25 protein-coding genes and 2 tRNA genes are annotated in these 25,488 nt (G+C 74.7%); 8 read left to right on the top strand and 19 right to left on the bottom strand.

Annotated elements, in window-relative coordinates; all coding sequences use genetic code 11:
- Positions 1 to 6 precede the first annotated feature (6 nt).
- Positions 7 to 576: an aminoacyl-tRNA hydrolase gene (gene pth, locus ACI79S_RS04400; protein ID WP_456592311.1), complete on the bottom strand. Its 570-nt coding sequence runs from the start codon at positions 574 to 576 to the stop codon at positions 7 to 9.
- Positions 577 to 662: 86 nt separating this feature from the next.
- Entirely contained in the window at positions 663 to 1,376 is a 714-nt protein-coding gene (locus tag ACI79S_RS04395; protein ID WP_456592222.1) for a 50S ribosomal protein L25/general stress protein Ctc, read from the bottom strand.
- Positions 1,377 to 1,616: 240 nt separating this feature from the next.
- Here ACI79S_RS04395 and ACI79S_RS04390 point away from each other — a divergent pair, with 240 nt between their 5' ends.
- From ACI79S_RS04390 to ACI79S_RS04375, 4 genes are all read left to right on the top strand, one after another.
- Positions 1,617 to 2,393 carry a 3'(2'),5'-bisphosphate nucleotidase CysQ gene (locus tag ACI79S_RS04390; protein WP_456592221.1) on the top strand — a complete coding sequence of 259 codons (777 nt, stop codon included), beginning with the start codon at positions 1,617 to 1,619 and terminating at the stop codon, positions 2,391 to 2,393.
- Positions 2,390 to 3,301 carry a sulfate adenylyltransferase subunit CysD gene (gene cysD, locus ACI79S_RS04385; protein WP_456592220.1) on the top strand — a complete coding sequence of 304 codons (912 nt, stop codon included), beginning with the start codon at positions 2,390 to 2,392 and terminating at the stop codon, positions 3,299 to 3,301. The genes ACI79S_RS04390 and cysD overlap by 4 nt, the downstream gene beginning before the upstream one ends.
- Complete coding sequence (locus ACI79S_RS04380) at positions 3,301 to 4,542, top strand: sulfate adenylyltransferase subunit 1 (RefSeq protein WP_456592219.1); 1,242 nt, start codon at positions 3,301 to 3,303, stop codon at positions 4,540 to 4,542. Before cysD ends, ACI79S_RS04380 begins: the two co-directional genes overlap by 1 nt.
- 102 nt (positions 4,543 to 4,644) lie before the next feature.
- A complete protein-coding gene (locus ACI79S_RS04375; RefSeq protein ID WP_456592218.1) occupies positions 4,645 to 4,893 on the top strand; it encodes a hypothetical protein in 249 nt (82 codons plus the stop codon).
- 3 nt (positions 4,894 to 4,896) lie between these two features.
- Here ACI79S_RS04375 and cysC read toward each other — a convergent pair whose 3' ends face one another.
- From cysC to ACI79S_RS04355, 4 genes are all read right to left on the bottom strand, one after another.
- Positions 4,897 to 5,934, bottom strand: a complete 1,038-nt coding sequence (gene cysC, locus ACI79S_RS04370) for an adenylyl-sulfate kinase (protein WP_456592217.1) — start codon at positions 5,932 to 5,934, stop codon at positions 4,897 to 4,899.
- Between the two features lie 62 nt (positions 5,935 to 5,996).
- Positions 5,997 to 6,977 (bottom strand): ribose-phosphate diphosphokinase, encoded by a 981-nt coding sequence (locus tag ACI79S_RS04365; protein WP_456592216.1) that lies wholly within the window; start codon positions 6,975 to 6,977, stop codon positions 5,997 to 5,999.
- A 13-nt stretch (positions 6,978 to 6,990) separates the two neighbouring features.
- Positions 6,991 to 8,457, bottom strand: a complete 1,467-nt coding sequence (gene glmU, locus ACI79S_RS04360) for a bifunctional UDP-N-acetylglucosamine diphosphorylase/glucosamine-1-phosphate N-acetyltransferase GlmU (protein ID WP_456592310.1) — start codon at positions 8,455 to 8,457, stop codon at positions 6,991 to 6,993.
- Between the two features lie 73 nt (positions 8,458 to 8,530).
- Positions 8,531 to 8,603 (bottom strand) — tRNA-Gln (locus ACI79S_RS04355).
- 232 nt (positions 8,604 to 8,835) lie between these two features.
- Between ACI79S_RS04355 and ACI79S_RS04350 the strand changes: the two genes are divergently transcribed.
- Positions 8,836 to 9,801, top strand: a complete 966-nt coding sequence (locus tag ACI79S_RS04350) for an acyl-CoA desaturase (RefSeq protein ID WP_456592215.1) — start codon at positions 8,836 to 8,838, stop codon at positions 9,799 to 9,801.
- A 36-nt stretch (positions 9,802 to 9,837) separates the two neighbouring features.
- Here the strand turns inward: ACI79S_RS04350 and ACI79S_RS04345 are convergent, their stop codons facing one another.
- From ACI79S_RS04345 to ACI79S_RS04315, 7 genes are all read right to left on the bottom strand, one after another.
- On the bottom strand, positions 9,838 to 10,773 hold the full coding sequence (locus ACI79S_RS04345) for a 4-(cytidine 5'-diphospho)-2-C-methyl-D-erythritol kinase (RefSeq protein WP_456592214.1): 936 nt from the start codon (positions 10,771 to 10,773) through the stop codon (positions 9,838 to 9,840).
- Entirely contained in the window at positions 10,770 to 11,606 is an 837-nt protein-coding gene (gene rsmA, locus ACI79S_RS04340; RefSeq protein WP_456592213.1) for a 16S rRNA (adenine(1518)-N(6)/adenine(1519)-N(6))-dimethyltransferase RsmA, read from the bottom strand. Before rsmA ends, ACI79S_RS04345 begins: the two co-directional genes overlap by 4 nt.
- Positions 11,607 to 11,640: 34 nt before the next feature.
- Complete coding sequence (locus ACI79S_RS04335; protein WP_456592212.1) at positions 11,641 to 12,732, bottom strand: ubiquitin-like domain-containing protein; 1,092 nt, start codon at positions 12,730 to 12,732, stop codon at positions 11,641 to 11,643.
- A 345-nt stretch (positions 12,733 to 13,077) separates the two neighbouring features.
- On the bottom strand, positions 13,078 to 13,917 hold the full coding sequence (locus ACI79S_RS04330; protein WP_456592211.1) for a hypothetical protein: 840 nt from the start codon (positions 13,915 to 13,917) through the stop codon (positions 13,078 to 13,080).
- A gap of 196 nt (positions 13,918 to 14,113) precedes the next feature.
- The gene (locus tag ACI79S_RS04325; protein ID WP_456592210.1) at positions 14,114 to 15,007 is read right to left on the bottom strand and encodes a TatD family hydrolase; all 894 of its coding nucleotides are present in this window, start codon (positions 15,005 to 15,007) and stop codon (positions 14,114 to 14,116) included.
- Positions 15,004 to 16,800 (bottom strand): methionine--tRNA ligase, encoded by a 1,797-nt coding sequence (gene metG, locus ACI79S_RS04320; RefSeq protein ID WP_456592209.1) that lies wholly within the window; start codon positions 16,798 to 16,800, stop codon positions 15,004 to 15,006. The genes ACI79S_RS04325 and metG overlap by 4 nt, the downstream gene beginning before the upstream one ends.
- Positions 16,801 to 16,861: 61 nt before the next feature.
- A complete protein-coding gene (locus ACI79S_RS04315; RefSeq protein WP_456592208.1) occupies positions 16,862 to 17,530 on the bottom strand; it encodes a hypothetical protein in 669 nt (222 codons plus the stop codon).
- Positions 17,531 to 17,729: 199 nt separating this feature from the next.
- Here ACI79S_RS04315 and corA point away from each other — a divergent pair, with 199 nt between their 5' ends.
- Positions 17,730 to 18,839, top strand: a complete 1,110-nt coding sequence (corA, locus tag ACI79S_RS04310; protein ID WP_456592207.1) for a magnesium/cobalt transporter CorA — start codon at positions 17,730 to 17,732, stop codon at positions 18,837 to 18,839.
- 93 nt (positions 18,840 to 18,932) lie between these two features.
- On the opposite strand, the gene ACI79S_RS04305 is transcribed toward corA, so the two are convergent.
- Both ACI79S_RS04305 and rsmI read right to left on the bottom strand, forming a co-directional pair.
- Positions 18,933 to 19,790: an endonuclease domain-containing protein gene (locus tag ACI79S_RS04305; protein ID WP_456592206.1), complete on the bottom strand. Its 858-nt coding sequence runs from the start codon at positions 19,788 to 19,790 to the stop codon at positions 18,933 to 18,935.
- Positions 19,791 to 19,914: 124 nt separating this feature from the next.
- Positions 19,915 to 20,754, bottom strand: a complete 840-nt coding sequence (gene rsmI, locus ACI79S_RS04300; RefSeq protein WP_456592205.1) for a 16S rRNA (cytidine(1402)-2'-O)-methyltransferase — start codon at positions 20,752 to 20,754, stop codon at positions 19,915 to 19,917.
- A gap of 103 nt (positions 20,755 to 20,857) precedes the next feature.
- Between rsmI and ACI79S_RS04295 the strand changes: the two genes are divergently transcribed.
- Positions 20,858 to 22,393, top strand: a complete 1,536-nt coding sequence (locus ACI79S_RS04295) for a dolichyl-phosphate-mannose--protein mannosyltransferase (RefSeq protein ID WP_456592204.1) — start codon at positions 20,858 to 20,860, stop codon at positions 22,391 to 22,393.
- A gap of 308 nt (positions 22,394 to 22,701) precedes the next feature.
- A complete protein-coding gene (locus ACI79S_RS04290) occupies positions 22,702 to 23,025 on the top strand; it encodes a hypothetical protein (protein WP_456592203.1) in 324 nt (107 codons plus the stop codon).
- A gap of 1 nt (position 23,026) precedes the next feature.
- Here ACI79S_RS04290 and ACI79S_RS04285 read toward each other — a convergent pair whose 3' ends face one another.
- The 4 genes from ACI79S_RS04285 to ACI79S_RS04270 all read right to left on the bottom strand — a co-directional run bounded on the left by ACI79S_RS04285 (position 23,027) and on the right by ACI79S_RS04270 (position 25,476).
- A complete protein-coding gene (locus tag ACI79S_RS04285; RefSeq protein WP_456592202.1) occupies positions 23,027 to 23,671 on the bottom strand; it encodes a ScbR family autoregulator-binding transcription factor in 645 nt (214 codons plus the stop codon).
- A gap of 137 nt (positions 23,672 to 23,808) precedes the next feature.
- A tRNA-Ala gene (locus ACI79S_RS04280) sits at positions 23,809 to 23,882 on the bottom strand.
- 66 nt (positions 23,883 to 23,948) lie between these two features.
- Entirely contained in the window at positions 23,949 to 24,653 is a 705-nt protein-coding gene (locus tag ACI79S_RS04275; protein ID WP_456592201.1) for a hypothetical protein, read from the bottom strand.
- A gap of 190 nt (positions 24,654 to 24,843) precedes the next feature.
- Positions 24,844 to 25,476 (bottom strand): GNAT family N-acetyltransferase, encoded by a 633-nt coding sequence (locus tag ACI79S_RS04270; RefSeq protein WP_456592200.1) that lies wholly within the window; start codon positions 25,474 to 25,476, stop codon positions 24,844 to 24,846.
- Positions 25,477 to 25,488 lie beyond the last annotated feature (12 nt).

Raw genomic sequence — 25,488 nt, 5'->3', positions numbered from 1 at the left:
CCGGGATCAGCTGCGCGGGTGGACCTGGTTCTGCGCGGCCTCCAGCCCGGTGGCCAGGAGCGCCTCGGTGGCGTCCGCCGCCTCGACCAGCAGCAGGTCCAGCTCCTTGCGCTCGGTCGCCGAGAAGTCCTTGAGGACGAAGTCGGCGGGGTCCTGGCGACCGGGCGGGCGGCCGATGCCCACCCGCACCCGGAGGTAGTCCTTGGTGCCGGTCGAGCGGGTGATCGAGCGCAGGCCGTTGTGGCCGCCCTCCCCGCCGCCGCGCTTGAGCCGCACGACCCCGAAGTCGATGTCCAGCTCGTCGTGGATCACGACCAGCTGCTCGGCGGGCAGCTTGTGGTAGTCCAGCAGGCCGCGGACCGGGCCACCCGATTCGTTCATGTAGGTCGACGGCACCGCGAGCACCACCCGCCGGCCGGCCAGCCGCCCCTCGCCGGAGACCGCCCGGGCCCGCGCGCCCTTGCCGGGGGCCAGCCGGATGCCGGCGCGCCGGGCCAGCTCCTCGAGGACCATCGCCCCCACGTTGTGGCGGTTGCCGGCGTAGGCCGGACCGGGGTTGCCGAGCCCGACGACCAGGTAGGGCCCCTCGGGCGGCGGGGACGCCGCAGGGGCGCCGGCGGTGCCGGCGCCCCTGCGGGCCGTGCTCTCGATCAGCGGATGCCTCAGTCGTTCTTGCTGTTCTCGGCGGCGTCCATCGACTCGCCGCTCCCCTGGTCGAGGGGCTCGGGGACGACGTCGCCCTCGCCGACGCCCTCGGCCGCCTCGTCGGACTCCTCGCGCTCGATGCCCGCCTCGGCCTCGGCCTCGGCGAGCTCGGCCTCCAGCGCCTCGGCCGTGGGCGCGCCCAGGAAGCCGATGACCAGGGCCTCCGGGTCGGTGACCAGCGTCGAGCCGGCCGGCAGCACCAGGTCGCCGGCGGTGATGTTCTGCCCGGCGGCGCGGCCGGTGACGTCGACCTCGATGCTGTCGGGCAGCTTCGTGGCGTCGGCCTCGATGGAGACGGTGTTCAGCTGGTGGTTCGGGATGGCGTCGGGCGCCGGCTGGCCCACGACGACGACCGGCACGTCGACGGTGGTCTTCTCGCCGCGGCGGACGACCAGCAGGTCGACGTGCTCGTGCACGCGGGTCAGCGGGTCGCGCTGCACGGCCTTGGTCAGCGCGAGCTGCTCCTTGCCGTCCAGGACGATGGTCAGCAGGGCGTTGGCGCCGCCGTTGCGCAGCGCCGCGGCGAACTCGCGGGCGGGCAGGGACAGGTGGACGACGTCCTGGCCGTGCCCGTAGAGGACGGCGGGGACGCGGCCGGCACGCCGGGTGCGGCGGGCGCTGCCCTTGCCGAACTCGGTACGGGTCTCGGCCTCGAGACGGAAGTCAGCCACGGTGGTGTGCTCCTCGGAAGGTGGATCGGTCTGCGGGCCGGCGACCGGGCGCAGCACACCCCACGGGGCACACGCACGTCGATCACGGAGTACGGCTGGACCGTCTCCCTCGCCGGGCAACGGGACACATGGTACCCCAGGCCGGGCGCGGCCCGGCGCCTGACCCGGAGGGATGAGGGCGGGTGCTGCGCCGACGGCGGATCGCCCAGTATCGGCGCACCGCCGGTGAATGGAAGACGAATGCACTCAGGTACTGACCACGCCCTCGCGCACGCCCTGGCCACCTCGGCCGGCGAGGTGCTCCTCCGCGTCCGGGCCGGCTCGTACCCCGGCACCGATGCGCTCAAGGACGCCGGCGACGCCGCCGCCCACGCGCACCTGGTGACCCGGCTGGGGGCCACGCGCCCGGGCGACGCGGTGCTCTCCGAGGAGGGCGCGGACGACGCCGCCCGGCTGGGCGCCGACCGGGTCTGGATCGTGGACCCGCTGGACGGCACCCGCGAGTTCGCCGAGCACGGCCGCACGGACTGGGCGGTCCACGTCGCGCTCTGGGAGCGCGGCGAGCTGGTCGCCGGCGCGGTGGCGCTGCCGGCCGAAGGCGTCACGCTGGGCACCGCCGCGCCCGCGACGCTGCCCGTGCGCACCGAGGGACCGGTGCGGCTGGCCGTCAGCCGCAGCCGCCCGCCGGCGCTCGTGCAGGAGCTGGCGACCGCGATCGGGGCCGAGCTCGTGCCCATGGGGTCGGCCGGCGTCAAGGCCATGGCGGTGGTGCGCGGCCAGGCCGACGCCTACGTGCACGGCGGGGGCCAGTACGAGTGGGACTCCGCGGCACCGGTCGCTGTCGCCCGTGCCGCCGGCGCGCACACGAGCCGGCTCGACGGCTCGCCGCTGGCCTACAACCAGGCCGACCCGTACCTGCCGGACCTGGTGGTCTGCCGGCCGGAGCTGGCCGAGCGGCTGCTCGGCGCCCTGGCGGACCTGGGCTCGGCCCGGACCGATGGGGGGAACCGCGCATGACCACGCGCTACGAGCTGGGCCACCTCGACGCGCTCGAGGCCGAGGCTGTGCACGTCTTCCGCGAGGTCGCCGCCGAGTTCGAGCGCCCCGTGCTGCTGTTCTCGGGCGGCAAGGACTCGATCGTGATGCTCCACCTGGCGGAGAAGGCTTTCTGGCCGGCCCGCATCCCGTTCCCGGTGATGCACGTCGACACCGGGCACAACTTCCCCGAGGTCATCGAGTACCGGGACCGCCGGGTCGCCGAGGCCGGCGTCGCCCTCGTCGTCGCGTCGGTGCAGGAGTCGATCGACACCGGCCGGGTGCGCGAGCAGAAGGGGCCCCGGGCCAGCCGCAACCCGCTGCAGACGGTCACCCTGCTCGACGCGATCGAGCAGCACGGGTTCGACGCGGCCTTCGGCGGCGCCCGTCGCGACGAGGAGAAGGCCCGCGCGAAGGAGCGGGTGTTCTCCTTCCGCGACGAGTTCGGGCAGTGGGACCCGAAGAACCAGCGGCCGGAGCTGTGGTCGCTCTACAACGGCCGGCACCACCGCGGCGAGCACATCCGGGTCTTCCCGCTGTCGAACTGGACCGAGCTCGACATCTGGCAGTACATCGGCCGCGAGGGCATCGAGCTGCCGTCGATCTACTTCGCCCACCGCCGCGAGCTCTTCCTCCGCGACGGGATGCTCCTGTGGCCGAACGAGCACGTCCGGCCGGCCGAGGGCGAGGACGTCTTCGAGGCGACGGTGCGCTACCGCACCGTCGGGGACGTCACCTGCACCGGCGCCGTGGAATCCGCGGCGCGCACCGTCGACGACATCGTCGCGGAGGTCGCCGCCACGCGGGTCACCGAGCGGGGCGCGACCCGCGCCGACGACCGGGCCAGCGAGGCCGCGATGGAAGACCGCAAGCGTGAGGGGTACTTCTGATGGAGATGCTGCGCGTCGCCACCGCCGGCTCGGTGGACGACGGGAAGTCGACGCTGATCGGCCGGCTGCTGTACGACACCAAGTCGATCTTCAGCGACCAGCTCGAGGCGGTGGAGCGCACCAGCGCCGCGCGCGGTGACGAGTACACCAACCTGGCGCTGCTCACCGACGGCCTGCGGGCCGAGCGGGAGCAGGGCATCACCATCGACGTCGCCTACCGGTACTTCGCGACGCCGAAGCGGAAGTTCATCGTCGCCGACACCCCCGGGCACATCCAGTACACCCGGAACATGGTCACCGGGGCCTCCACGGCGAACGCCGCGCTGATCCTGGTGGACGCGCGCAAGGGCCTGCTCGAGCAGAGCCGCCGGCACGCCTTCCTCGCCTCGCTGCTGCGGGTGCCGCACCTGGTGCTGTGCGTGAACAAGATGGACCTGGTCGACTACGACCAGGGCGTCTTCGACGCAATCGCCGAGGAGTTCCGGCACTTCGCCGCCAAGCTGGACGTCGGCGACCTGACCGTCATCCCGGTGTCGGCGCTGGCCGGCGACAACGTCGTCACCCGGTCGGCGAACATGCCCTGGTACGAGGGCAGCTCGCTGCTGCACCACCTGGAGGAGCTGCACATCGCCTCCGACCGGAACCTGATCGACGCACGGTTCCCGGTGCAGTACGTCGTCCGCCCGTTCTCCGAGTCCCACCCGGACTACCGCGGCTACGCGGGCCAGGTGGCCGGCGGCGTGCTCAAGCCCGGTGACGAGGTCGTCGTGCTGCCCTCGGGGCTGCCGTCCCGGATCGCCGCCATCGAGACCAGGGACGGCCCGGTCGCCGAGGCCTTCCCCCCGATGTCGGTGACGATCCGGCTCGAGGACGACATCGACATCTCCCGCGGCGACATGATCTGCCGGCCCAACAACCAGCCGGCCGCCTCCCAGGACGTCGAGGCGATGGTCTGCTGGCTGCACGAGGAACCGATGCGGCCGGGCGGCAAGTACGCGATCAAGCACACGACGCGCTCGGCGCGCGCGATGGTCAAGGACCTGCGGTACCGGCTCGACGTGAACTCCCTGCACCGCGACGAGGACGCGGCCACGCTCTCCCTGAACGAGATCGGCCGGCTGCGGCTGCGGGTCACCGCGCCCCTGTTCACCGACCCCTACCGGGTCAACCGGACCACCGGGAGCTTCATCCTCGTGGACGAGAGCAACAACGCGACGGTCGGCGCGGGGATGGTGCTGTAGCCCTCCCGCGCCGCCCCCGGGCGGGCGGACGTGTTCCCCGTGGTCAGCTGGACGACGGGAGGCGTTCACCCGCCCGGCACCGGGACCGGGCATCATCGTGCCGTGCAGAACGACGCTGCGTCGCGACGACCCGGCGGTGCGCGGCCCCTCCCCGGGGACCGGTCGCACCGGCTGGCCCCGCGGTACCAGCTCCGGCTGGTGGGCGGGGACTCCGGCGACGAGCCCGTCCTCGTGTGGACCCGCCACCGGTTCCGGTCGCTCGCCGAGCTCTCCCTCCGCGAGGAGCGCAAGCACCTGCGGCTGGGGTCGGCGCGGCTCGTCGTGCACGACCGCCGCGCCCGCGCCTGCTGAGCGCTACGACCGCGGAGCGCCCTCCAGCGCCGCGAGCACCAGGCGGGCGCACGCCTCGACGTCCTTGCCGGTGGTGTCGACGGTGAGCTCCGCGTCGGTGGGCGCCTCGTAGGGATCGCTGATCCCGGTGAACGCCGGGATCTCGCCGCGGCGCGCCTTCGCGTACAGGCCCTTGCGGTCCCGGGCCTCGCACTCGGCGAGCGGCGTGGCGACGTGCACCAGCACGAAGCTGCCCCGCCCTGCCTGCGCCTCGACCTCCCGCCGGACGTCGGCGCGCACCGCCGCGTACGGGGCGATCGGCGCGCAGACGGCGGTCCCGCCGTGCTTGGCGATCTGCGCGGCCACCCAGCCGATCCGCCGCACGTTGGTGTCCCGGTCCTGCTGCGAGAAGCCGAGCCCCGCCGACAGGTGGTGGCGCACCTCGTCGCCGTCGAGCAGCGTGACCGCCGAGCCGGACTCGAGCAGCAGCTCGACCACGCGCCCGGCGATCGTCGACTTGCCCGCCCCCGACAGCCCCGTGAAGAACAGCACCGTGCCGCCCGTCCGGGCGGGCTCGGGATCGGCCCGCTCCCCGAGCAGGGTCGCGCCGTACCGGGCGGCCAGCTCGCTCCAGGGCAGCTCCGGGTGGGCGGCGGTGACCGGCACCAGCACCAGCTCGACCTCGCGGCCGGTCGCGCGGACGCCCGCCCAGGCGGCGGCACCGGTGGAGACCGAGGCGGAGTCCGCCGGCGCACCGGCCACGGGCAGCAGCGCCAGGACGCGGGCGGGCAGCTCCGCGGGGTCGGCCGGCGGTCGGCCGACCCAGGCGGCGGGCGCCGTCCAGCCGAGGTCGGCCAGCCGCCGGGCCACCGCCGCGGGCGCGCGCCAGCGCGGGATCTCGGCGACCGCCAGCCCGTCGCCCTCGCGGACGGCCACCGGCACGCCCTGGGCGTCCTCGAAGGCCTCCCCGGGCGGCAGGTCGGGCACCACGGCGCCCAGGCCGAAGTGGTAGCGGGCCACGGCGGCCACCTGGGCGTCGGTCAGTCGGGCACGAGCGGGCACGCCGGCCATCCTCCCAGGGGACCGGCCGCGGACCACGCGACCGGTCACCCGGCGGGGTGAGCTCAGCTGGCGCCGTCGAAGAGGCTGGTGACCGAGCCGTCCTCGAAGACCTCCTTGATCGCCCGCGCGAGCAGCGGGGCGATCGAGAGGACGGTGAGCTTGTCGAACTGCCGCTCGGGCTCGATCGGCAGCGTGTTGGTCACGATGACCTCGCTGATCTTGCTGTTGGACAGCCGCTCGACCGCGGGGCCCGACAGCACGCCGTGCGTGGCGGTGACGATGACGTCGGCGGCGCCCGCTTCGAACAGCGTCTCGGCGGCCTTCACGATCGTGCCGCCGGTGTCGATCATGTCGTCGACCAGGATGCAGACCCGGCCCTCGACGTCGCCGACGACGCGGTTGGCGACGACCTGGTTGGCGACGAGCGGGTCACGGGTCTTGTGGATGAAGGCCAGCGGGGTGCCGCCGAGCTTGTCGCTCCACCGCTCGGAGACCCGGACCCGGCCCGAGTCGGGAGACACGACGGTGATGTCGCGGTCGCCCCACCGGTCGCAGACGTGCTTGACCAGCAGGTCGAGGGCGAAGAGGTGGTCGACGGGGCCGTCGAAGAAGCCCTGGATCTGGGCGGTGTGCAGGTCGACGGTCATCAGCCGGTCGGCACCGGCGGTCTTGAACATGTCGGCGACCAGCCGGGCGGAGATGGGCTCGCGGCCGCGGTGCTTCTTGTCCTGCCGGGCGTAGGGGAAGAACGGCGCGACGACGGTGATCCGCTTGGCCGAGGCGCGCTTGAGCGCGTCGACCATGATCAGCTGCTCCATCAGCCACGTGTTGATCGGGGCGGTGTGGCTCTGCACCACGAAGGCGTCGCAGCCGCGCACCGACTCCTCGAAGCGCACGAACAGCTCGCCGTTGGCGAACTCGTAGGCGGCCGTCGGGGTGGGGGTCACACCCAGGTGACCGGCGATCTCGTCGGCCAGTGCGGGATAGGCCCGGCCGGAGAAGAGCATCATGCTCTTGTTCGTCGTCTGCCGGATGGCGCTCATCGGCTCGCTGCCCCTAGCTGTCGGAGTCCGCACGGGAGGGCCCGGACCGGTCCTCCCCGGGTGCCTCGGTCCGGTTCTCGGCCGCTGCCGCGGCCTCCGCAGCGGGCGTTCCGGACCGTCGGCGACGGACCCAGCCTGCCACATTGCGCTGGGGTGCCCGGGCGACGGCCATCGCACCGGGGGGCACGTCGGAGGTGATGACCGACCCCGCGGCGGTGTAGGCGCCGTCGCCGACCGTGACCGGCGCCACGAACATGTTGTCGGCGCCGGTGCGCGCGTGGTCCCCGATCGTCGTGCGGTGCTTGGCCACGCCGTCGTAGTTGACGAACACGGTGGCCGCCCCGATGTTGGTGCCGCGGCCGATCGTGGCGTCGCCGACGTAGGACAGGTGCGGGATCTTCGCCCCCTCCCCCACCTGCGCGTTCTTCGTCTCCACGAAGGTGCCGACCTTCACCCCGGCCGCGAGATCGGTGCCCGGCCGCAGGTAGGCGAACGGGCCGACCGACACCCGCGCACCGATCCGCGCACCGACCGCGTGCGCCCGCACCACGGTGGCCCCCTCCCCCACCTCGGTGTCGACCAGCGTGGTGTCCGGGCCCACGTGGGCAGCATCACCCACCGAGGTCACCCCCTGGAGGTGGGTGCCGGGCTCCAGGACCGCGTCGCGGCCCACCGTCGCTGTGACGTCGACCCACGTCGTGAGCGGGTCGACGACGGTGACGCCGCTGCGCATGAGCTCGACGAGCACCCGGTCGTTGAGCGTGCGCCGGCGCGCGGCCAGCTCCACCCGGTCGTTGCAGCCGAGCACGTCGTCGGGGTCCTCGGCGAGCACCCCGCCCACCGGGGCCCCGTCGCCGACGAGCAGACCGAGGACGTCGGTGACGTAGAGCTCGCCCTGGTCGTTGCCGGCGTCGATGCGGCCCAGCGAGGACCGGAGGACCGCGGCGTCGCCGACGTAGACGCCGGCGTTGATCTCGCGGATCAGCCGCTGCTCCGGCGTGGCGTCGCGCTGCTCCACGATCGCGCGCACCCGGCCGCCGGCGTCCCGCACGATGCGCCCCAGACCCGTCGGGTCGGCCACCTCCGCGGTGAGGACGGTGAGCGCGTTCCCCGTCCGCAGGTGCTCCTCCACCAGGCGCGCCACGGTCGCCGCCCGGAGCAGCGGCGCGTCACCGTTGACCAGCAGCACCGGCCCCTCGAGCTCCGGGACCGCGGCGAGGGCGACCGCGGCCGCGTGCCCCGAGCCCAGCTGCTCCTCCTGGACGACGGGCAGCGCGGCGGGCGCGATCTGCGCCAGGTGCTCCTCCACCTGGTCGCGACCGGAGCCCACGACCACGACCGTCGCGCCGGCGCCGAGCGGCTCCGTGGCGGCGAGCACGTGGCCGAGCATGCTGCGCCCACCCAGCGGGTGCAGCACCTTCGGGGTGGTCGAGCGCATGCGGGTGCCCTGCCCGGCGGCCAGGACGACGACGGCGGCCACTGTCGGCGCGACGGGGGCGGGGGCCGGCTGCACGTGGGTCACGGAACTCCTCGATCGGCGTCGGCGGGTTGCGCTGGGGGACTCGGACTCGAACCGAGACTTCCCGGCTCCAAAGGCCGGCGGGCTGCCGATTACCCCATCCCCCATCCCGGGCCGCGCCGGCCCGGAGGGCGCCGGTGGAGCAGCGCCCGGGGCGAGCCTAGGGCCCCGCCGGCGCCGGCAGCACCCGCGTCGGGACCGATCCTCCGCCGTCGGCTCGCCGACTCCCTGGTCGTGCCGTACGTTACGGCCAGGCGGCCGGGCCCCAGTGCGCGCCGGCCGATCCCCCCACCGGTCGCCCTCGGAGGCCCCTTGTCCGCTCCTGCCCGTACCCGGCCCATGGCTCCTCCGCGCCCTGCGGAACCGCACGTCGGGCTCCCGGCCAACGCGATCGGCCGGCGCAAGAGCGTCCTGGAGATCGTCACGCTCTACGTCTTCGTGGTGGTGCCCTTCCTCGCCCTGGCCGCCGTCGTGCCGGCCGTGTGGGGCTGGGGGCTGTCCTGGCTGGACGTGGGGCTCGCGGTCGGCTTCTACTTCTTCACGCTCCTCGGCGTGACCGTGGGCTACCACCGGTACTTCACGCACGGCTCCTTCAAGGCCAAGCGCCCGCTGCGGCTGCTGCTGGCCGTCGCCGGGTCCATGGCCGTGCAGGGCCCGGTGGTGCAGTGGGTGGCCGACCACCGGCGGCACCACGCCTTCTCCGACCGCGACGGTGACCCGCACTCGCCGTGGCGCTACGGCAGCGACGCCCGCGCGCTGCTCAAGGGCATGTTCCACGCCCACCTCGGCTGGCTGTTCGAGCGGCGCAAGACCAGCCAGGAGCGCTACGCCCCCGACCTGATGAAGGACTCCGCGCTGGTCATCACCGACCGGTTGTTCGTGGTGTGGGCGGCGGTCAGCCTCTTCCTCCCGGCCGTCATCGGCGGCCTGGTCGCCGGCTCGTGGGCCGGTGCCTGGTCGGCCTTCTTCTGGGCGGGGCTGGTGCGCATCGGCCTGCTGCACCACGTCACCTGGTCGATCAACTCGGTCTGCCACGTGATCGGCGACCGCCCGTTCGTCTCCCCGGGCCGTGACCGCGCCACGAACTTCTGGCCGCTGGCGATCCTCAGCGCGGGCGAGTCGTGGCACAACCTGCACCACGCCGACCCGACCTGCGCCCGGCACGGTGTGCTGCGCGGGCAGATCGACATCAGCGCCCGCACCATCTGGGTGTTCGAGAAGCTCGGCTGGGCCTGGAACGTCAAGTGGCCCGACCCCGTGCGGCTGGCGGCCAAGCGGCGCGTCCCCGCGGCCACCGGCAGCTGAGCCCCGCAGCCCGCGGGGACGATCCCGCGGGCTCCGTCAGGCGGTCGTCCGGGCGCCGGGCACCGGCCCCGTGACGGCCCGCACCGTGCGGAACACGCCGACGCCGGCGAGCTCGGCCGCGAGCCGGACCGCGGACCGCTCGTCGGCGGCGAGCGCGGCCACCGTCGGCCCCGATCCGCTCACCAGCGCGGCGCGGGCGCCGGCGTCCTCGGCCGCGCGCAGCGCCCGGCGCAGTTCCGGACGCAGGGCCAGGGCGGCCGGTTGCAGGTCGTTGGCCAGGGCCGCGGCGAGCTCCGTCGTCGAGCCCGAGCGCAGCGCGGCGAGCACCGGGTCGGCCGGCGTCGGCCCGGCCACGTCGGGCAGCCGGCCCGCAGCGCGCATCCGGTCGAGCTCGCCGTACACGGCCGGGGTGGACAACCCTTCCCCGGCGATGCCGAGCACCCAGTGCCAGCGCCCGCCGGTGAGCACCGGGGAGACCTGCTCCCCCCGGCCCGTGCCCAGGGCGACGCCGCCGACGAGGCCGAAGGGCACGTCGCTGCCCAGGTCGGCGGCGAGCGACAGCAGGTCCTCGCGGCCGGCACGGGTGCCCCAGAGCGCGTCCAGCGCCACCAGCGTGGCCGCCGCGTCGGCGCTGCCACCGGCCAGCCCCCCGGCGACCGGGATGCTCTTGGCCACCTCCAGATCGGCGTCGGCGCGGACGCCCGCGTGCGCGGCCAGCAGCTCCGCGGCCCGCCAGACCAGGTTGGTGCGGTCGGCGGGCACCTGTCCCGAGCCGTCGCCCGCGCCGGCCCCTTCGCCCGTCATCCGCAGGGACAACCCCTCGCCCGGCCGCGCGGTGACGGTGTCGTGCAGCGACACGGCGAGGTAGACGGTCTGCAGCGCGTGGAACCCGTCCGCGCGCAGCGGGCCCACGCCCAGGTGCACGTTGATCTTCGCCGGCGCCCGGACGACCACCGCGTCCCGCCCGCTCACGGCTGCCCGGCTTCCGTGCCGGCCAGCCGGGCGAAGTCGGCGAGGGAGAGCTGCTCGCCGCGGGCCGAGGGCTCGATGCCCGCGGCGCGGAGGCGCGCCTCGGCCGCGGCGGGGCCTCCCGCCCAGCGCGCCAGGGCCGCCCGCAGGCCCTTGCGTCGCATGCCGAAGGCCGCGTCCACCACGGCGAAGGTCGCCTCCCGGTCCCCCGGCGGGGGCGGCCGGCGGACGAGGCCGACCAGCCCCGAGTCGACGTTGGGCTCGGGCCAGAAGACCCGGCGCCCGACGTTGCCCGCCCGGCGCACCTCGCCGTACCAGGCGGCCTTGACCGAGGGGACCCCGTACGCGGGCGTCCCGGGCGCGGCGGCCAACCGCTCGGCCACCTCCGCCTGCACGAGCACCAGCGCCCGGCCGAGGGTCGGCAGCAGCTCCAGCAGGTGCAGCAGGACCGGGACCGCGATGTTGTAGGGCAGGTTCGCCACCAGCGCGGTGGGCGGGGGCCCGGGCAGCTCGCGGAGCCGCAGCGCGTCGGCCTCGACCACGGTGAGCCGGTCGGCGAGGTCGGGTCGGCGCGCGGCGACGGTCTCGGGCAGGAGAGCAGCCAGCCGCGGGTCGATCTCCACCGCCGTCACCTGCGCGGCGGCCGGCAGCAGGCCGAGGGTGAGCGAGCCCAGCCCGGGGCCCACCTCGAGGACGACGTCGTCGGGCCGCAGGTCCGCGGTGCGCACGATCCGCCGGATGGTGTTGGCGTCGTGCAGGAAGTTCTGCCCGAGGGTCTTGGTGGGGCGCAGGTCGAGCCGCTGGGCCAGCTCGCGGATGGCGGCCGGGCCCAGCAACCCGTCGGCCTGCTCGGGTGCGGTGCTCAGCGGATCAGCTGAACAGGCGGGGGCCGCAGTGCGGCCACTGACCCGCTCCGGAGCGCTGGTAGAGCAGCTGGGCGCGGTAGGTCTGCTCGTCGGCCGAGGCGGCCGCGGGGTCGCCGCTTCCGCCGACCGAGTTCCAGGTGGCCTGCGAGAACTGGTACATGCCGCGGTACTTGCCGGTGGAGCTCACCGCGTTCGGGCGTCCGCCGGACTCGCAGCCGGCCAGGGCCGCCCAGTTGAGGCCGTCGGCGGCGGGGCGGTTGGTCGGGCGGGCCTTGGTGCCGACCGTGACCTGCTCGTCGACCGGTGCGCGGGTGACGGTGCGGGAGAGCTCCTCGCGGCTGGTCTCGCGACCGTCGACGACGGTCACCCGGTAGGTCGTCGCCTGCTCGCCGTCCACGCCCGGGACGGTCACCGTCTCGTCACCCTGGAACGCCTCGGCGTCCTTGGTCTCCACCCGGCCGTGGGCGACGGGGGTCGTCTCGGTGACCTCCGAGACCTGCACCCGGTACACCTGCAGGCGCATGCGGTTGAGCAGCGCCTGGGACAGCCGCAGGCTGGTGCGGTCGGTCTCGCTGAGCGCGATGCCGTGCTCGGCGAGCAGGTCGCCGGCGGTGGCGGCGGTCGTGGTGACCACCCGCTCCTGCCCGTCGGCGACCAGCACGACCTCCTTGGGCGTGGTGATGCTCAGCTGCATCCCCTCCAGCGGGAGGCGGTCGCTGCGGCTGGCCGAGAGCACCAGGCCGTCGGTGCGGAAGCCCAGCTGGTCCAGCGCCTCCTCGACCGACAGGGCGGTCACCTGCACCTGGCGCGAGACGCCGTCCACGGTGAGCTCGAGCGGCCGCGCCCGGGTGAGGACGACGGCGTCACCGTCGGCCACCACCTGATCGGCCGACGGGAGCACGACGTCGTGGGCGGTGAGCGTGAGCCCCTCCTCCTCGAGCACCTCGGCCACCGTGCCGGCGTAGGTGCCGACGTCCCGGGTCTGCCCGTCCACGGTCAGCGAGACGGACTTCTGGGCGAGGAAGAAGGCCAGCGTCCCGCCCACCAGTCCGAGCAGGACGAGGGCGAAGAGGCTGAGCTGCAAGGAGCGGCGCACGACACTTCCAGGGGTCACAGAACCCGGGCAGGAGGGCGACGGGACCGCCGGAGCGGCCCGGCCACGTCGGCGGCTCGGGCGGCAGCCTGCGGGTTCCCCCGCGATGGCGCCACCCGGTCCGTCCCTCCACCCCGGCTGTCGGTCACGACACGATAACGAACACTCCGCGGACGGCTTCGGTGCACGAGCAGTGAAACAGCAGTCGGCGCCTCCGCTGTGTCGACTCGCCGACACACGCGGTGACGGCCGCGCCGAGCCCGGGCACCGTGCGGAGCGGCGGTCACTCCGCGCGGCGGTGACCAAGCACACGGCACGGGCGCCGCTCCGGCGCGCACGCGGCCGTTCTCAGCCGGTGAGCGCGACCGCGCTGGACCGCACCGGGCGCAGCCAGCTCAGCAGGAAGGCGGCCACCGCGAGCCCCGCGGCCAGCGCGGAGAAGCCCCCGGCCACGAACGCGACGGGCAGCACGTCGAAGCCCTCGCCGACCTCGTCCCCGAGGTCCAGGCCCACCCGGAGCAGCAGCGTGCCCAGCGGCAGCAGGGCGCTCACGCTCGCAGCGGCGACGACCAGGTGCGCCGTCCAGGTGCGCAGCGCCTCGTCCACGGGCACGTCGGCGCCGTCGGCGGGCAGCGGACGGACGAGGGCGCGCAGCAGCGCCACCTCGGCCAGCAACCAGGCGGCCAGCGGCACGGCGACGGCCACCCAGGCCACGGCACCCCCGAGGTCGCCCGAGGCCCACAACCACCCGGCCAGCAGCAGCTCGGCGGCGACGACCGCGCGCATCGTCCACACCAGCCAGCCCGAGATCTGCTCCCCCTGGCGCGGTCGGCGGGCCGGCGAGCTCAGCTGCCAGCGCGGTCGCGGCCGGGTGGCCTCGGCCAGCAGCACGCCCGCCAGCGACCCGATCACGAGCAGCGGCAGCCACAGGAACACCGAGGCCTCGGCGAGCAGCACCACGCTGGCCACGATCCCGGCGACGCCCAGGAGCAGGCCCAGCCACCGCCAGCGACGGCCGTGCACCGCCTGGCGCTGCAGGGTCGCCGCCCCCTCCCGGGTGGGCTGGGCCAGCTCCACCCCCGCGCCGGCGACCGCCCGCCGCCCGGCCGCCAAGCCCCAGGCCCGGGCCAGCAGGACGCCCGGCACCAGCAGAGCGACGAAGACCACGACGGCGATGAGACGACCCACGGTGACAGTGTCCTCCTTCGGAGGACACCGCGGCCACGAGCCGTTCCCCTGTTGCCACGAGCGCGTCCATCGCCCCTGCGCGATGACATCGTCGTCCTCCGGACGACACCGCGACCACGTGCCGTCCCCCGGCGGCGACGAGCGCCTCCATCGCGCCTGCGCGGACCCCTCCGGGGCCCACTCGGCGCGATCGGACCTAGCTGGTGCGCCAGCTGCCGAAGACGCGCTCGGCGGTGGCGGTGAGGGCGTGGCAGAGCTCCGCCAGGTCGTTCCCGGTCACCTCGGCGAGCGCGCGGACCGTGTGCGGCACCAGCCGGGAGGCGTTCGGTCGCCCGCGGAAGGGGACCGGGGTGAGGAACGGCGCATCGGTCTCCACGAGCAGCTGGCCCACCGGCGCCAGTGCGACCGCCTCCCTCAGGTAGCCGGCGTTGGCGAAGGTCAGCGTGCCGGCGAAGGACAGCACGTACCCACGCTCCACGCACGCCCGTGCGAACGCCGCGTCGCCGGAGAAGCAGTGCATGACGACGTGCTCGGGCGCGCCCTCGTCGTCCACGACCCGGAGGACCTCCTCGTGCGCATCCCGGTCGTGGATGACCAGCGCGACGCCGTGCTCCTTGGCGATGCGGATGTGCGCCCGGAACGACGCCTCCTGGGCGGCCCACCCCTCGGGCCCGGTGCGGAAGCGGTCCAGCCCCGTCTCCCCCACCGCCCGCACCCGCGGGAGGGCGGCCAGCCGGTCGATCTCGGCCAGCGCGTCGTCGGTCGCCCTGCCCTCCCCCGCCTCGTTGGGGTGCAGGGCGACGGCGGCGAGCACGTTCGGGTGCCGTGCGGCCAGCTCCGCCGACCACCGGGACGAGGCGACGTCGACGCCGACCTGCACCAGCCGCGGGATGCCGACCGCCTCGGCGGCGGCGATCTCGGCGTCCACTGCGGCGTCGGACGCCCACTCGCCGTGGTCACCGTCGGCCGGCCGCTCCCCCAGGACGATGTCCAGGTGGGTGTGGCTGTCCAGCGCCGGCGCCGGCAGCGGCTCCGGGGACGGCGGCGCCTCACCCCGCCGGTTGGCGCGGGCGGCGGCGCTACGACTCACTCGCCGCCCTCCAGCCGCCGGAGCTCCTCCTCCACCACCGACTCGTCGAGCTTGGTGAAGATCGGCTTCGGCGGGGTCAGCGGCGTGCCGGGCGCCGCCAGCGGCGTCGAGGCCCAGACCGCCTGCCCCTGCTCGTAGTCGCCGGTGATGACCGGGTACGGCGAACCGTCGTCGAGGTCGGTGACCTCCTCGATCCGCGGCGCGACCGACCAGGTGCCGGTGCCGCCGAGCAGCTCGTGCACCTGCTGGGAGGAGTGCGGGAGGAACGGCGTCAGCAGGGCGTTGCAGTCCTTGATCGCCTGCAGCGCGGTGTGCAGGACGGTGTCCCGGCGGGCCGGGTCCTCCTTGAGCTTCCACGGCGCCTGGTCCGACAGGTACTTGTTCGCCTCGCCGACCACGCGCATCGCCTCCCCGATGGCGGCCTTCTGCCGGTTGCGGGCCAGCAGCTCGCCGACGGGTGCGAAGGCACCGGAGGTGGTGGCCAGCAGGGCGCGGTCCTCCGCGGTCAGCTCCCCCGGGGTCGGTACCGCGCCGACGTTCTTGGCCGCCATCGAGACCGACCGGTTGACCAGGTTGCCCCAGCCGGCGACCAGCTCGTCGTTGTTGCGCCGGCGGAACTCCGCCCAGGTGAAGTCGGTGTCCTGGTTCTCCGGCCCGGCGACGGCGATGAAGTAGCGCAGCGCGTCGGCGTCGTACCGGGCCAGGAAGTCGCGCACGTAGATGACGACCTGCCGGGAGGAGGAGAACTTGCGCCCCTCCATGGTCAGGAACTCGCTGGAGACCACCTCGGTCGGCAGGTTCAGCCGGCCGAGGGAGCCGGGCGTGCCGCCCTTGTCGCCCTCGCCGTTGTAGCCGAGCAGCTGGGCGGGCCAGATCTCGGAGTGGAAGACGATGTTGTCCTTGCCCATGAAGTAGTAGGCGTCGGCGTCCGGCGTCTGCCACCACTGCCGCCAGGCGTCCGGGTCCCCGGAGCGGCGGGCCCACTCGATCGACGCCGACAGGTAGCCGACGACGGCGTCGAACCAGACGTAGATCCGCTTGTCCGGCCGGTCGCGCCAGCCGTCGAGCGGCACCGGCACACCCCAGTCGATGTCGCGGGTGTAGCTGCGCGGCTTGAGGTCCTCGAGCAGGTTGACGCTGAAGTTCAGGACGTTGGGCCGCCAGCTCTTGCGGGTGCCCAGCCAGTCGCCCAGCGCGCGGGTGAACGCGGGCAGGTCGAGGAAGTAGTGCTCCTCCTCCACGAACTTCGGCGTCTCACCGTTGATCTTGCTGACCGGGTTGATCAGCTCGATCGGGTCGAGCTGGTTGCCGCAGTTGTCGCACTGGTCGCCGCGCGCCCCGTCGTAGCCGCAGATCGGGCAGGTGCCCTCGATGTAGCGGTCGGGCAGGGTGCGGCCGGTGCTCGGGCTGATCGCACCGAGCGTCGTCTTCGGGAAGACGTACCCGTTCTTGAGCAGGCCGAGGAAGATCTCCTGGCTGATCTGCGCGTGGTTGGCCGTCGTCGTCCGGGTGAACAGGTCGTAGCTCAGCCCGAGGGACTGCAGGTCGCCCACGATGATCCGGTTGTTCCGGTCGGCGATCTGCCGGGGCGTGATCCCCTCGGCGTCGGCGGCCACCGTGATCGGGGTGCCGTGCTCGTCGGTGCCGCTCACCATCAGCACCCGGTCACCGGCCATCCGGTGGTAGCGGCTGAAGACGTCGGAGGGGACGCCGAAGCCGGAGACATGGCCGATGTGCCGCGGGCCGTTGGCGTAGGGCCACGCGACGGCGGTCAGGATGTGCCGATCACTCACGCCGGTGAGCCTAGGCGGCGCGGTCGACGCCGGTCGCCCGGGCGGGCAGCCGGCGCCGGGGTCAGGGCTGCGAGACGACGCTCGTCGCGGGTCCCGCCGGGTCGGCGTCGGCCGGCTGGAGGACGACGAGGCCGCCCAGCACCAGGGCGATGCCCCCGAGGGTCACCGCGCACAGCGACCGGTGGACGGCCACCGGATCGGGTCGGCGCACGCGGACCCGCGGCCCCCGCAGCACCCAGTCCCGGGCGGACGGCGCGTCCACGAGCAGCAGCTTGCCGATGGGCAGCGCGAAGGCGGCGGCGAACAGCAGCGGCAACGGCAGCCCCCCGGTCAGCGCGGTCGGCAGCGGCTGCAGGAGCGCGAAGCCGCCCAGCACCGACACCGCGGCCAGCTCGACCACCGAGGTGACCAGGAGCAGGTTCCGGCTGGAGCCCTCGATCAGCGCGGCGCCGGCGCCGGCGGTGAGCACGATCCACCCGGCCAGCACGAACAGCCCGGCGGCGACGAGCCAGCCGGCCGGGCGCACCGGGGAGGCCAGCACGGCATCGGCCCGGGACAGGCCGACCGCGAGCAGGCCGACCGCCTCCAGGACGGCGAGCACCCCCGCCGCCAGCGCCGGGACCGGGATCCACCGCGCCGCGCCGGCCGCCGAGGTCTCCGGGGCCGGCCGCGCCGTGCGGACGTACGCCGCACCGGCGATGGTGCGGACGTCGAGGACGGTGCTCGCCACGAGGAATCTCTCCCTGACCGGTCGGGGGTGTCCCCGGACTGGACGGCCGATCGAAGAGGTGGCTGGAGCGTCACCCCGGTCGGCTCACCCGCCGGGGTGAGACGCCGTCGCGGGCCGGGCCGGGCCCGCGTGGGCCGGCATGTCGGGCGCCTACGCTGCTACTCCCGGACGACGACCCGCGAGGAAGGCGGCAGCCGCGATGAGCACCCGGGACGATCCCCCGGCCGCACCCCTGGCACCGGCACCGTCGCAACCCCCGACGCTGCGGCCGCAGCCGGCCGGCCCCCAGCACCGCCGGCCCACCCGCCGCCCGGTCGACGGCGCCGTCGTCGACTGCGCCGTCTACGTCGACGGCCGGCGGCAGGAGGCGATCGCGCCCGACGACGCGCTGCGGATCGCCGAGGAGCGCGGCGGCTTCGTGTGGCTCGGGCTCTACGCGCCGAGCGAGGAGGAGCTGGGAGCGATCGGCGAGCGGTACGACCTGCACCCGCTCGCCGTCGAGGACGCCGTCTACGCCCACCAGCGCCCGAAGCTCGAGCCCTACGACGACGCGCTGTTCATGGTGCTGAAGACCGCGACGTACGTGGAGCACGAGGAGCTGACCGCCACCAGCGAGGTCGTGGACACCGGCGAGGTGATGGTCTTCCTCGGGCCCCGGTACGTGATCACGGTGCGGCACGGGGAGCACGGCGGGCTGACCGGCCTGCGGCAGCGGCTGGAGGAGCAGCGGGAGCTGCTGTGCCTGGGGCCGTCCGCGGTGCTGTACGCGGTCGCCGACCTCGTCGTCGACACGTTCGTGGAGGTGGCCGCCGCGGTCGAGGAGGACGTCGAGGAGCTCGAGGCGTCGGTCTTCAGCCCGGAGCGCACCGACGACATCGGCCGGCTGTACCAGCTCAAGCGGGAGCTGATGTCGCTGCGACGGGCGGTCTCCCCCCTGGAGGTCCCGCTGCAGAAGCTCGCCGAGCGGCCGGTCGACGTCGTCCCGGACGCGATGCGCTCCTACTTCCGCGACGTGCTCGACCACGCCATCCGGGTGCGGGACCAGGTCGGTGGGCTCGACGAGCTGCTCACGTCGATCCTGCAGGCCTCGCTGGCACGGACGACCATGGCCGACAACGAGGACATGCGGAAGATCTCCGCCTACGCGGGCATCATCGCCGTCCCCACCGCCATCGCCGGCATCTACGGCATGAACTTCGACTACATGCCCGAGCTGGAGTGGCGGTACGGCTACTTCGCCGTCCTGCTGCTCATCGCCACCGTCATCACGCTGCTGTACCGCGGGTTCAAGCGCAACGGCTGGCTGTAGCACGCCCCACCGGGCCGCCCACCTCGGCAGTTTCGTGCACGAACGGTTCCCTCCGGCCGGCCGAGACGACCGTTCGTGCACATCCCGGCGTGGTCACCGGGCGAGCGCGGCACGGATGGTCATCAGCAGGCGCGCCGGGTCGTGCAGGTCCGCGGCCGTCACGAAGACCACCCGCCAGCCCGCCTCCTGCAGGCGGTTGAGGCGTCGCCGATCCTTCGCCAGCTGGCCGGCCGCCCCGTGCCAGGCACCGTCGTACTCCACGGCGACCTTCAGCTCCGGCCAGGCGAAGTCGACGCGGGCCACGAACTCGCCGGCGTGCCGGACGACGTGCTGGGCGACGGGATCGGGGAGGCCGCCGCGGCGCATCACCAGGCGCAGGCGCGTCTCCTGCGGCGACTCGGCCAGGCCGTCGGCGAGCGCGCACACCTCACGCTGGCGCACCGTAGCGGCCCGTGCCCGGACCTCGGCGAGCCCGAGGACACCAGCGGCGATCATGCGGTCGACCGCCACGACCGCCTCCTCCCGTGCCAGGGCCCGCGCGAGCCGCAGCGCCGTCGCCGAAGGCGTCGTGACCAGGGCGCCGTCGCGCCGGCAGACGTCCCCCGCCGCCAGTGACGCCCGCCGCACCACCAGGCCGGGATGCCGCCGGGGATGAGCGCCCGGCGGGAGGGTGAGCTCGACGTCGTCCGTGGCCGCCGCCAGATCGACACCCCAGACCGTCGCCGCGCTGGCCCCGGAGATCACCGCACCGGGGAGAAGGACCGAGGCGGCGGCGCGAGCACGCAGCCGGTGGGAGTCGGGGACCGCGGCGTCGACGTAGACGTCGCGGAACAGGCGGCGCCACGCCGGCCCGCGGAGCTGCTGCCGGGTGAGCCACCCCGCTCGGACCGCAGCGCTACCGCGGAAGAACCTGCCCCGCAGACGATCGGGGACGACAGGCTGGACCGGCACGGCGGCAGGGTGCCCGAGCGGCTCCGGCGGCGCTCCCCGCGCGTCCACAAGGAGCCGGTTGTGCACATGTCGTCCTCTCCCGATGCGGATGGGAACGCCATGTGCACGAACTGCGCGCGGGGACTCAGGTGCCCTTGGCGGCGACCACGGCGTCGAAGACGGTGCGCTTGGGCAGCCCGGTGCGCTCCATGACCGCGCGGATGGCGTCCTTGCGGGTGGCGCCCGCGGCCTCCTCGGCGGCGACGGCGGCGGCGAGCTCCGGCCCGGTGAGCTCCACCGCCCGCTCCGGCGCGCCGGCGACCACCAGGGTGATCTCGCCGCGCACTCCCTCGGCCGCCCACGCGGCCAGCTCCCCCAGCCCGCCGCGCCGCACCTCCTCGTAGGTCTTGGTCAGCTCGCGGCAGACCGCGGCCGGCCGCTCCTCGCCCAGGACGGCGGCTGCATCGGCCAGCGCGTCGGCCAGCCGGTGCGGCGACTCGAAGAAGACCATCGTCCGCCGCTCGTCGGCCAGCGCGGTGAACGTCGAGCGCCGCTCCCCCGCCTTGCGCGGCAGGAAGCCCTCGAAGCAGAACCGGTCGACCGGCAGCCCGGAGACCGCCAGCGCGGTCGTCACCGCCGAGGGCCCGGGCACCGAGGTGACGGCGATCCCGGCGTCGATCGCCGCCCGCACGAGCGTGTAGCCGGGGTCGGAGACCGACGGCATCCCGGCATCGGTGAGCAGCAGCACCGTCGCGCCGGAGGCCAGCGCGTCCAGCAGGCCGGGCAGGCGTGCGCGCTCCACCGAGTCGTGGAAGGTGACCACCCGGCCGGTGAGCGTGACCTCGAGGTCGGCGGCGAGCCGGTGCAGCCGGCGGGTGTCCTCGCACGCCAGCACATCGGCCGTGGCCATCGCCGCCCGCAGCCGCGGGCCGACGTCACCGGGCTGCCCCAGGGGCGCCCCACCCAGCACCAGCCGTCCGCTCACCCGTCGAGCCTGTCACGACCGGACCGACAGGCTCGCCCGCAGGGTCCCGGCGCGAGCCTGCGAGTGCTGGGGGGCGGGCGGGTCCTTTCACTACCCTGACCGCATGGCGGTGCTGGCACCCGGGCGGGCGGACCCCGGCCCGCAGGCACCCCCGCAGCCGGCCGCCTCGCGGGTGCGCCGCCCCCCGTCCCCCGCGCGCCGCCGCGACGTCGTCCCCCCGCTGCCGGACGACCGGTGGACGGCGTGGACGATCGCCGCCGTCCTCGGCGTGGTGGCGCTGACCCTGCGGCTCTGGGGCATCGGCTACCCCCGCGCGCTCGTCTTCGACGAGGCGTACTACCCACCCCAGGCGCAGGAGCTGCTCACCTGGGGCTTCGAGTACAACCGCGGCTACTCCTTCATCGTCCACCCGCCGCTGGGCAAGTGGCTGATCGCGCTGGGCGAGCAGGCGTTCGGCTACACCTCGTTCGGCTGGCGCTTCCCCTCCGCGGTGGCCGGGTCCCTCGCCGTCGTCCTGCTGTTCCGGCTGGCCCGGCGGCTCACCGGCTCGACCGTCGTCGGCCTGTTCGCCGGGGTGCTGCTGCTCGTCGACGGCTTCCAGTTCACGCTGTCGCGGATCGGGCTGCTCGACATCTTCCTGCAGCTGTTCGTGCTGGCCGCCGTCTCCTGCCTCGTCGTCGACCGGGACGTGGTCCGCGCCCGGGTGCGCGCCGCCGGGCAGGTCGGCGCCACCGGCTTCCGGCTGGGCCCGCGCGGCTGGCGGATCGCGGCCGGTGTGCTCTTCGGCTGCGCCTGCGCGGTCAAGTGGAGCGGGGTCTGGTTCCTGGCCTTCTTCGCCGTGCTGTCGCTGTTCTGGGACCGCGCGGCGTGGCGCGAGGCGGGGGCACCCCGGCCCACGTGGACGGCGGCGCGCCGGGGGTTGCCCGGGGCGCTGTGGGCGCTGGCCGCCGTGCCGGTGCTCACCTACCTCGCGAGCTTCACCGGCTGGTTCCTCGGCGAGACCTCGCAGGGCAGGGCCTGGGCGCAGCAGCACCCGGACACCGCCTTCCCCTGGGTGCCGGACGCCCTGCGGTCGCTGTGGCACGAGCACGCCGAGTGGCTGCGCTTCCACAACGAGCTGTCCAGCCCGCACCCGTGGGAGTCCGGGCCCTGGTCGTGGCTGGTCACCGGCCGGCCGATCCTGCTGTGGAACCCCCAGGGCCTCGTCGACGCCGACGGCGAGCAGGTCATCCGGTACATCCTGATGGTCGGGACGCCGACGCTCTGGTTCCTCTTCGCCCCGGCCGCGCTCTGGCTGGTCTGGCGGATCGTCGCCCGGCGGGACCCGGCCGCGATCCCCGTGGCCGTCGGGATCGCTGCGGGCTGGCTCACCTGGTTCCTGAACCTCGAGCGCACGATGTTCCTGTTCTACATGGCGCCGGTGGTGCCGTTCTTCGTGCTGGCGGTCGCCCTGCTGCTGCAGGACGTCGTGGGCCGGCCGGGCGCCGACGAGTGGCGTCGGCGGGTGGGCCTGGCCACCGCCTGCGGGTACATCGCGATCGTGGCGGCCACCTTCGCGTTCTTCTGGCCGGTGCTCACCGGGCAGCCGCTCTCCCACACCGAGTGGGTGCAGCGGATGTGGTTCCCCTCCTGGTACTGAGCGGCCCGCCCGCTCCCGGCGCACCCGTACGGTCGGTCCGGCGCGTACCGGAACGACCCGTGCGGCCGGGTTCTGGCCGACACTCGACGGCACGTGCCGCCCCGGCCGCAGCCCCCGGACCGGAGAGACCCCATGACGCCGCCACCCGCACGGCCCGCCCCGCACGACCCCACCGTGGCGCCGCCCGGCGTCGGCTCCCCGACCTGGGTGCCCGTCGAGCCGGCGCTGGTGCACAAGACCGCGCCGGACGAGGTGCTGGCGACCGAGCTGGCCGGCCTCGCGCGGGACCGGACCGCCGTGGCGGTGCGGTGGCCGGCGGCGCACGGCCGGTACGACCGGCGGGCCGGGACCGTGGGCCACCCGACCCGACCTACTTCGACCAGCCGGTCGACCACCTGCCGGGGATGCTCCTCGTCGACGCGGCGCTCCGCGCGGTCGCGCTCCGCCCCGAGCTGCCGGGAGCCGGCAGCCGGCTGGCCGGCCTGACGCTCGCCTTCGACCGCTTCGCCGAGCTCGACCGGCCGACCTGGGTGGGCACGGACGCCGACAGCGGGCGATCGGACGGCGTTCCCGTGCGGCTCGGGCAGGACGACGACGTCGTGGCCCGGGGCCGGGTGCTCCTCGGCGGCTAGCTCAGGCGAGGGGCTCGGGGCGCAACTGCGGGAGGACCAGCGCCCAGAACGAGTCCAGCCGCCCCTCCAGGTCGCGCCGCGCGCTGAGCTCCTGGGAGACCTGCTGCATCCCGAAGAAGCTGGCGACGATGACCTGGGCGGTACCCACCGGATCGGCCCGGTGGCTGATCTGCCCCCGCTCCTGCCCCTGGGTGATCAGCTGGGTGAGCGCGTGCTGCCAGCCGACGTAGGGCTGCGGCAGCTTCGCCAGCGCCTCCGGCGGCAGCTCGGCCATCAGCCGCTTGGAGGCGCGGGTGACCGGATCGGTGGCGAACTGGCGGCCCGCCACGTAGGTGACCGCGACGAGGGCGTCGAGCGCGTCGTCGTGGGAGTCCAGGACACCGCGCAGCATGACCGGCCACGTCTCGAACATCTGGTCGACGACCGCGACCGCCACGCTCTCCTTGGACTCGAAGTGCCAGTAGAGCGCGCCCTTGGTCATCCCGGTGCCGGCGACGATGTCGCTCAGCGAGGTCGCGGCGTAGCCACGCTCACCGAACTCGCGGGCGGCGACGTCGATGATCAGCTGCCGGGTGGCGGCGCTGTCACTGGCCCGCCCCCGCGCGCGCCGCGGGGCGGGTGAGGCCCCGGCCGGTGACCGAACCATGGAACCGCCTCCCGTGGGGACGCCGTGCCCCGTGTCGCGGGGCAGCCTAGCGGTCGGGACCGGCCGATCGACCCTCCGACGCGACGACGCCGGCGCCGCCGGGGAAGAACCCCCGGCGGTGCCGGCGCGTCGTCCGGTGGAGCTGAGGGGATTTGAACCCCTGACCCCCTCGATGCGAACGAGGTGCGCTACCGGTCTGCGCCACAGCCCCAAGTGCGAGTGAAGACTACCGCCCGCTCTCTCCGGCCCCGCCACCGGGGCGGGGCCGGAGGTCCGATCAGCCGTTGGCCGCCCGGGCCGGGCGGTACTCGTCGATGTCGGCGAAACCGATGTCGTCGTCGTCCAGCCCGACGACGGCGCTGTTCTGCCACCCCACGGGCGCCGGCGTGCGCGCGGCCACCACGCGACCCGGGCGCAGGGGGTGCACCGGGGCCAGCGGGACGCTGGGGTGCACCAGGCCCGGCAGCGCCTCCTGGGCGACCGTCTCGTGCACCTCCGGCGACGTGCGCTGGGCCGGGGCCGGGGCGGGCCGTGCCGCCGGGCGCGCCGGGGTACGGAGGGTCTGGCGCGCCGCCGCCCGAGCGGCGCGACGCGCGGCCAGCCGCTCGCGCCGGGCCACCTTGCGCAGCACCAGCACGTACCCGACGGTCGCGGCGGTGGCGACCGCCTGCAGGATCCACAGCCACGGCGTGACCAGCAGGGCACCGGCCAGCGACGCGAGGGTGAGCAGCACCAGGCCGCCCAGCACCCGGCGGCGCAGCGCGTGCACGTCCACCTTCAGCTCGCCGGTGGTGCGCAGGACCTCGCGGTCGATCGACACCCGCTCGGTCGCCGCGTGCCGCACGGGGTCCACCGCACGGCGCCGCTGCAGGGTCCGCCCCGAGTCAGCGGGCTCTCCCCAGCCGTCCTGCGCGTCGCCGCGGGTCACCACCATGGGCACCAGCACGACGAACCACAGCACGACCAGAGCTGCCAGAAGCACACCCGATCCCATACGACACCACCTGTCACATCAGTCACTCGCCAGGCGAGGCTAAGCAGGGACGGCACCGAGAACCGGGAGGCGCGCGGGCGTGTCGCTGATGTGTTGTGGGACCGGTGTGACGGGCGACGGCGTGTCCGCCGCGCACAGCCCTACCACGACGACCACCTGTGCTATGCCGCCGAGTCGATCAGTCGACGGGTCGACCCGGCCCCGACCGGTGCCAGCGGTCGAGCACCCCCCGGGGCAAGTCCTCGGCGAGCAGCGCGTAGCTCAGGTGGTCCCGCCAGTCGCCGTCGATGTCGAGGTAACGGCGCAGCAGCCCCTCCCGCTGGAAACCGAGCCGCTCCACCAGTCGCTGGCTGGGCAGGTTCTCCGGCCGGATGTCGGCCTGGAGCCGGTGCAGCCCGGCCGGACCGAACGCGTGGTCGCACACCAGGGCCACGGCCAGCGAGGCGACCCCGCGGCCGGCAACCGAGCGGTCGATCCAGTAGCCGAGGTACCCGGCGCGCAGGGCGCCGCGAACAATGTTGTCCACGGTCACCTGGCCGGCGAGCCGGCCCTCGACCCGGACCGCGAACGGCAGCGAGGTGCCCACCCGCGCCCGCCGGGCCATCACCCGCCGCATCGCCCGGTACGCCCAGGGCGTGTGCCGCGCCCGCCACGAGACGGCGGCGGTCGGCTCCCAGGGGCGCAGCCAGTCCTCGTTGGCCAGCCGCACGCGGCTCCACTCCGCCGCGTCCCCGCGGCGCAAGGGGTGCAGCTCCACCGGGCCCCAGGCGAGCCGGGCGGGCCAGCCCGGGTGCAGCAGCGGATCGGTCACGATGGGCGCCGG

Source organism: Blastococcus sp. SYSU DS1024, from assembly GCF_054050795.1.
The sequence above is the reverse complement of the archived record's forward strand: the minus strand, read 5'-3'. Positions and strand labels throughout refer to the sequence as shown.